Below are 5,666 nucleotides of genomic sequence, written 5' to 3'. Positions count from 1 at the left end.
TTCCGTCTGATCACTCCGATAATAAAGATCAAAGGTAAAATCCCCCAGATGATTCCTGTTGAAGCCAGCAAAATCTCTGCCCGGAAATGTGTTTTACTGTACTCCTCAAAAAAATTAGAAAAGTCTTTTGTCGTAAAGTAAAAACTTTGCAGGAAAATTTTATCGAAATCTCTGGAAGGAAGAGCATTATCCCAGAGAGTATAAAATTCCTGCCTTTTTTTTGCAAAAAGATATTTCACGGCGAGTGCAGATTTTGCATAAAAAGATTCCCATTCAATCCTGTTTTTCGGGTAGCGGAATTTCATTTCTTCCAAACAAAGAGAATTTCCCAAAATATAATTTTTGATAAAATTCAATTCTCGATCGTAACTCAAATCATCTGAAAAATAGACAGCCATTCCTTCATGGAACCAGAGCGGAGGATTTTTCCAATAATAATTTATGAACAGGTGAATATACTCGTGCAGAACAAGTTTTCTGATTTTTATAAAACCTCTTATTTTTTGAGGATTTCTGATATAGATCGTATTCGTTTTGCTGCTGTAAAATCCCTGACTGAACTCCATGATCTTCATATTTTTATTAATGATCGAGAGATAATCTTTTTGATCTTCGGCAATATAAATTTTTACAGGAATATCAGGATAAAGTCCGATCTTTCTCTGGAATTTTTCAATATCAGAAGCAAACTCACGGATTATTTTTTGGGCAAAATTTATATCTTTTGGTGCTGATTCAATTGTTATATTTTCATAGATTTGCTGCTCACTGAAGAGATTGAGAACAGTAAAAAAAAATAATAAAAATAAAAATTTTGTGCTTTTTTTTTGATTCTTGTTTTTCGGCGTTCTTGCGGTGTTTTCGGCTTGCCCCGTCGAAGTGTAGCGAATTCGGAAGTTTAATTTTCTTGATTTCGGAATTTGAGGAAATTTCAGATAGTTCTCAAATCCCTTTATTTTGATCATCTTATTCCTGCATCCTCTTTTTGATCATCTCGAATAATTTTTTAATGTCAAACGGTTTAAAGATCACATCCTGCAAACCCGCTTTCCTGGATTTCACAACTGCATGGTTCGGATCATATCCGAATCCTGTCATCATAATGATCGGTATTTTTTCGTTCAGTTCTTTGATGCGCGCATAGAGTTCATATCCGTCCATATCGGGCATGGCAATATCCGTCAGCAGCAGATCGATATTTCCTTCCATAATTTCCCGTAATGCTTCATATCCGGAATTTTTGCAGATAACACGCCAGTCCCGGCTACATTCTTCCAATTCTAATTTTAGATATTCCGTAACTTCTATTTCATCATCCACAACGAGAATTCTTTTCTCCATTACACCATCTCCGTTTTTACATTATCCGACAAAATTAAGGATAACTCAAAAAATATTTGTCGTTGAAATCGATTTTGAATATATTTTGTCAATTTCTTTTGGATAAGTTTTATGCAAAAAATCATAAATGATCCACATTTCGTCGAGTTGGTCTTTTTCAAGCGCCAATTTCTCATTTTTTCGATAATTCAATTCTGCGGATTCAAAGTATTGGATAACTCCGTTTTCATTCAGTTCGGAAAGTTTTCCTTTCTTGATTTTGCAGAAAATATTATTTTCGGAAAATTCCATCTCAATCGATTTTGTAGTATGAAGAAATTTCAGGATTTGATAATATTTGCTGATCAGGTATGACTGTTTCTGTACTAGATCTGCTTTTTGAAATTCCAGGTTTTGGGATAATTCTTCCCGTTTCTGATCAATATTTTCCAAAATTTTAAAATTGGGAAACAAATAGAACTTTTGAATGATTTCGTTTATTTCTTTACTGTCCTGCAAACAAAATCCGGTACAAATCTTTTTCTGATAAAATCTGCACGGATAGTTTTCATCCTCGCAAGCCGGATATTGAAAAAGGTACATCATTGTTTGCATAAAATCGTGCAGAAAAAAACGATCGCGGAAAGGACCGAGATAAAAAAGTTCTCCCTGCGTATTTTCCGTGATCCTGAAATACGGCGGTCGATAAAAATCTATGCCGAGATAAACATAACTTGAATAAGGTTTTAGTTGATAATTGAATTCAGGATTTTTGCTGCTGATGATCTTCTTTTCTTTGATCAAAGCAGAAAAAAGCGTCGGCGTAATTTCCCACTCGATGGTTTCTGTTAAAGACATCAATTGCAGGATCGTTTTGTCATTTCCAATATTATTTTGAAAAAATTCAATCCTTTTTTTTATGTTTGATGTTTTACAGACATATAGTATTTTTTCATTATCGGAAAAAGAGAAAATCCCTTTTTGCTCGGGAATATTTTTTATCTTTTCAGATAATTGTTTCTTTTTTATTTTATTCATGAGTTCAATGTTTATTGATTTCTTTGAATGTCAATAAAAATGGTCTTTTATTTCAAATATTCCAAAAGATTTGACAAATACACAGATATTATTGATTGAGCTCTAAATTTTAAAAATGGTTTTTTAGAAAAAAGGAAATAGAATAAAGATTTATAAATTATGCTTTACCCTCAATTAAAACCTATACTTGACAATTCCAACTTCATCAACCAATTTGATTCAGTTCTTTCCGCAAAAATATCCGGAACTTTATTTTATAAACTGAATCGTTCGGCAAAATCCCTACTTCTGTCTCGTGCTTTTGAACAAACCAAAAAAAATATTATTTTCATCACTGCCGACGATAAACTCGCTGAAGATTACCTCGATGATCTCGATCTTCTGATTGGAAAAAACAATTCCTTTTTTCTCCCGGATTATGAAGTACTGCCTTATGAACAACGTTCTCCTCATTACACGATCCGCGCTCAAAGGATAACGACACTTTCGCGAGTTGTTTCGGGAAGACCGGCTGTTTTCAGTGTTTCGCTTCGCTCTTTTTTACGGAAAATCGTTTCCGCAAAGATATTCAAAAAGAACATTATTCACCTGCAGAAAATTTCCGAATACAATCCTGATATTTTGATCTCCAATCTTGTGGGAATGGGTTATCAGAATGAATATCAAGTCTCAAAAGTTGGAGATGTTGCCCGTCGCGGCGGGATCATCGATGTGTTCAGTCCGGATTCTTCCAAACCAGTCAGAATCGAGTTTTTTGGAGATGATATCGAGACAATGCGTGTCTTTTCCGTAAGTTCGCAGCGTTCGACCGGAGAAGAACTCGATGCAGTTACTCTTATTCCTCCCCGTGAATTTTCCCTTCACGATATCGATGCTGATGAGAAATTATGGGAAAAGATCCATAAATACGGTTTTTATGAAGGGATCGAACTGGATGTTTCTTTGTTATTACCTGAAATCGAGAGTTTTATCGATTATTTTTTAACCGATAATTGCCTTCTTTTCTGGGATGAATTTCAGTTCTTCTCTTCCTATTTAAAAGAACTTACAGAGGAAACTACAGATTTCTGGCAAAAAGCTGTTCTCAAAGATAAAAAAGCAATACTTCCCAGACCGGAAAACCTCTTTGAAAGTGAACACTTTCTGAATAAAATATTTACAGAATTCAAAAATATCTTCCTTTCGTCATCCTTCAATGATCATTCTGAAATTTCTCAAAAGATTGAAACTCCTTTTATCCAGCAGACAAACCTGTATGGAGAACTGGAAATTCTGGAAAAAGATATTTCTCAAAAATTAGAGGAAGATTATACTGTTTTTATCCAGTCCGATAATAAAAGTCAGAGTAAGAGAATGCAGGATCTACTTACAAATTTTGAAGAAAAAATACATTTCTCGCTTGGAGTTTTTCAAAAGGGATTCGTGCTTGAAGATGTCAAACTGGCAATTTTCACAGACCATGAAATTTTCAGCCGATACAAACGCAAACGCAGACATGCTCGCTTTACCAGCGAAGAAGCACTCGTTGATTATGAATCGCTCAAACCGGGTGATTATATTGTTCATATCGATCACGGAATCGGAATTTATGAAGGACTGAAAAAACTAACTATCGATGGTAATGTGATCGAATGTCTTTCCTTGAAATATGCTCATAACGATGCTGTTTATGTTCCGACATTCCAACTTTCGCTCGTTTCCAAGTTTGTTTCGGAAGAAGGAATTGCTCCTACCATCCATAAACTCGGCGGGAAAAGATGGGAACAGACAAAATCCAGAGCTAAAAAACAGATCGAGTTGATCGCTCAAGACCTGGTCAAACTTTATGCGGAAAGGAAGCTTCGTAAAGGAATCGCTTTCGATCGTGATACGACCTGGCAAAACGAGATGGAAGATTCATTTATTTATGAAGATACTCCTGATCAGAAATTTACTTCCAGACAGATAAAAGACGATATGGAAGCAGAAACTCCGATGGAAAGACTGCTCTGTGGAGATGTTGGTTTTGGAAAAACAGAAGTTGCCATCAGAGCCGCCTTCAAAGCAGTTATGAGTGGATGGCAGGTAGCGATTTTGGTTCCGACAACTCTGCTTGCGGAACAGCATTTCCTGGTCTTCAAAGAAAGGTTGGCTCAATATCCGATCAGGATCGCTATGTTCAGTCGGTTTCGCTCCAAATTAAATCTGAAGAAAGATGTTGCCCGACTATCTACCGGGGAGATCGATATTGCCATTGGAACCCATCGCTTATTTTCCAAAGATGTGAAATATAAGAGACTTGGATTGCTCATCATCGACGAAGAGCATCGCTTCGGAGTACGTCATAAAGATAAATTACGAAAACTGAAATCCAATGTGGATACGCTTTATATGTCCGCAACTCCGATTCCGCGCACAATGTATATGGCTCTTTCCAAACTGAAAGAACTTTCATTGATCAGAACTTCTCCCAAAGCCCGTTTGCCGATCAGAACCGTGATCGTTCCTTACGATGAAGAAGTAATCAAAGATGCGATCAATCGAGAAGTCGATCGCGGTGGACAGGTTTTCTTTGTGCATAATCGTGTTCAAACTATCGAAAGTGTCACTTCTGATTTAAGGAAACTACTTCCAAATGTCCGTTTTTGTGTAGGCCATGGGCAACTTCCTGAAAAACAACTGGAAGCTATCACTCTGGATTTTGCTCATCACAAATACGATGTTCTGGTCGCCACAACCATCATCGAATCAGGTATCGACATTCCTAACGCCAACACGATCATCGTTAATCGCTCCGATATGTTTGGTCTGGCTCAACTTTACCAGATCCGCGGAAGAGTCGGCAGAAGTAATCGAAGAGCCTATGCTTATCTGATCATACCTGCAAAATTGACAGAAGAAGCAAGGAAAAGACTGGAAACTCTAACGGAATACGAATCTCTTGGCAGCGGTTATCAAATCGCGATGCGTGATATGGAACTGCGCGGAGTAGGAACTTTGCTTGGAACCAAGCAGAGCGGATTGATCAATACGATTGGATTCAATTATTATAACCGTCTTTTGGAGCGTGCAGTAGTAAGCATTCAATCGGATAATCCGCAAAATATCTGGAATGATGATAAACCGAAAGCAGAAAGTCTGATCAGAATAGGAAGCGATAATTATTTTCCTGAAAATTATATTTCCGATGAAAAAGAAAGATTGAAAATCTATAAAAAAATGCTGGCTTTCCGGGAGGAAAAAGAATTTACAGAACTCGAAAATGAGTTGGTTGACCGTTTTGGAAAAATTCCTGAAACTGCCTTATTATCTCTTATTTACTATAAAAT

General features: G+C 36.5%; 4 protein-coding genes. 1 reads left to right on the top strand and 3 read right to left on the bottom strand.

Annotation, left to right across the window (positions count from 1 at the left end):
- The 3 genes from ENL20_02175 to ENL20_02165 form a co-directional block, all read right to left on the bottom strand.
- Positions 1-965: hypothetical protein (locus ENL20_02175; protein HHE37361.1), on the bottom strand; the 965-nt coding region annotated here is incomplete at its 3' end.
- Between the two features lies 1 nt (position 966).
- Positions 967-1,341: a response regulator gene (locus tag ENL20_02170; protein HHE37360.1), complete on the bottom strand. Its 375-nt coding sequence runs from the start codon at positions 1,339-1,341 to the stop codon at positions 967-969.
- A gap of 45 nt (positions 1,342-1,386) precedes the next feature.
- Positions 1,387-2,358: a hypothetical protein gene (locus ENL20_02165; GenBank protein HHE37359.1), complete on the bottom strand. Its 972-nt coding sequence runs from the start codon at positions 2,356-2,358 to the stop codon at positions 1,387-1,389.
- 159 nt (positions 2,359-2,517) lie between these two features.
- Here ENL20_02165 and mfd point away from each other — a divergent pair.
- Positions 2,518-5,666, top strand: a 3,149-nt coding sequence (gene mfd, locus ENL20_02160; protein HHE37358.1) for a transcription-repair coupling factor, incomplete at its 3' end; no start/stop codon positions are given.

Source organism: Candidatus Cloacimonadota bacterium (assembly GCA_011372345.1).
Taxonomy (GTDB): Bacteria; Cloacimonadota; Cloacimonadia; order Cloacimonadales; family TCS61; genus DRTC01.
The sequence above is the reverse complement of the archived record's forward strand: the minus strand, read 5'-3'. Positions and strand labels throughout refer to the sequence as shown.

What these genes read in the sequence shown, in the direction of transcription:
- ENL20_02165 (HHE37359.1), bottom strand. Translation starts at nt 2,358, where the DNA reads ATGAATAAAATAAAAAAGAAACAATTATCTGAAAAGATAAAAAATATT.
- ENL20_02170 (HHE37360.1), bottom strand. Translation starts at nt 1,341, where the DNA reads ATGGAGAAAAGAATTCTCGTTGTGGATGATGAAATAGAAGTTACGGAA.